The organism is Microbacterium sp. ARD31, assembly GCF_031844425.1.
In genome coordinates, this window is sequence record NZ_JAUZVE010000129.1 from 1 (window position 1) to 1,309 (window position 1,309).

The 1,309-nt window shown below is 56.3% G+C and carries 1 rRNA gene; it reads left to right on the forward strand.

Going from position 1 to position 1,309, the window contains the following annotated elements:
- Positions 1–1,290 (forward strand): 16S ribosomal RNA (locus Q9S36_RS51570); the annotation flags it as partial.
- Positions 1,291–1,309 lie beyond the last annotated feature (19 nt).

Consider the following 1,309-nt stretch of genomic DNA (forward strand, 5'->3'; position numbering starts at 1 on the left):
CGGCCTATCAGCTTGTTGGTGAGGTAATGGCTCACCAAGGCGTCGACGGGTAGCCGGCCTGAGAGGGTGACCGGCCACACTGGGACTGAGACACGGCCCAGACTCCTACGGGAGGCAGCAGTGGGGAATATTGCACAATGGGCGAAAGCCTGATGCAGCAACGCCGCGTGAGGGATGACGGCCTTCGGGTTGTAAACCTCTTTTAGCAGGGAAGAAGCGAAAGTGACGGTACCTGCAGAAAAAGCGCCGGCTAACTACGTGCCAGCAGCCGCGGTAATACGTAGGGCGCAAGCGTTATCCGGAATTATTGGGCGTAAAGAGCTCGTAGGCGGTTTGTCGCGTCTGCTGTGAAATCCCGAGGCTCAACCTCGGGTCTGCAGTGGGTACGGGCAGACTAGAGTGCGGTAGGGGAGATTGGAATTCCTGGTGTAGCGGTGGAATGCGCAGATATCAGGAGGAACACCGATGGCGAAGGCAGATCTCTGGGCCGTTACTGACGCTGAGGAGCGAAAGGGTGGGGAGCAAACAGGCTTAGATACCCTGGTAGTCCACCCCGTAAACGTTGGGAACTAGTTGTGGGGTCCATTCCACGGATTCCGTGACGCAGCTAACGCATTAAGTTCCCCGCCTGGGGAGTACGGCCGCAAGGCTAAAACTCAAAGGAATTGACGGGGACCCGCACAAGCGGCGGAGCATGCGGATTAATTCGATGCAACGCGAAGAACCTTACCAAGGCTTGACATATACGAGAACGGGCCAGAAATGGTCAACTCTTTGGACACTCGTAAACAGGTGGTGCATGGTTGTCGTCAGCTCGTGTCGTGAGATGTTGGGTTAAGTCCCGCAACGAGCGCAACCCTCGTTCTATGTTGCCAGCACGTAATGGTGGGAACTCATGGGATACTGCCGGGGTCAACTCGGAGGAAGGTGGGGATGACGTCAAATCATCATGCCCCTTATGTCTTGGGCTTCACGCATGCTACAATGGCCGGTACAAAGGGCTGCAATACCGCGAGGTGGAGCGAATCCCAAAAAGCCGGTCCCAGTTCGGATTGAGGTCTGCAACTCGACCTCATGAAGTCGGAGTCGCTAGTAATCGCAGATCAGCAACGCTGCGGTGAATACGTTCCCGGGTCTTGTACACACCGCCCGTCAAGTCATGAAAGTCGGTAACACCTGAAGCCGGTGGCCCAACCCTTGTGGAGGGAGCCGTCGAAGGTGGGATCGGTAATTAGGACTAAGTCGTAACAAGGTAGCCGTACCGGAAGGTGCGGCTGGATCACCTCCTTTCTAAGGAGCATCTGGCACC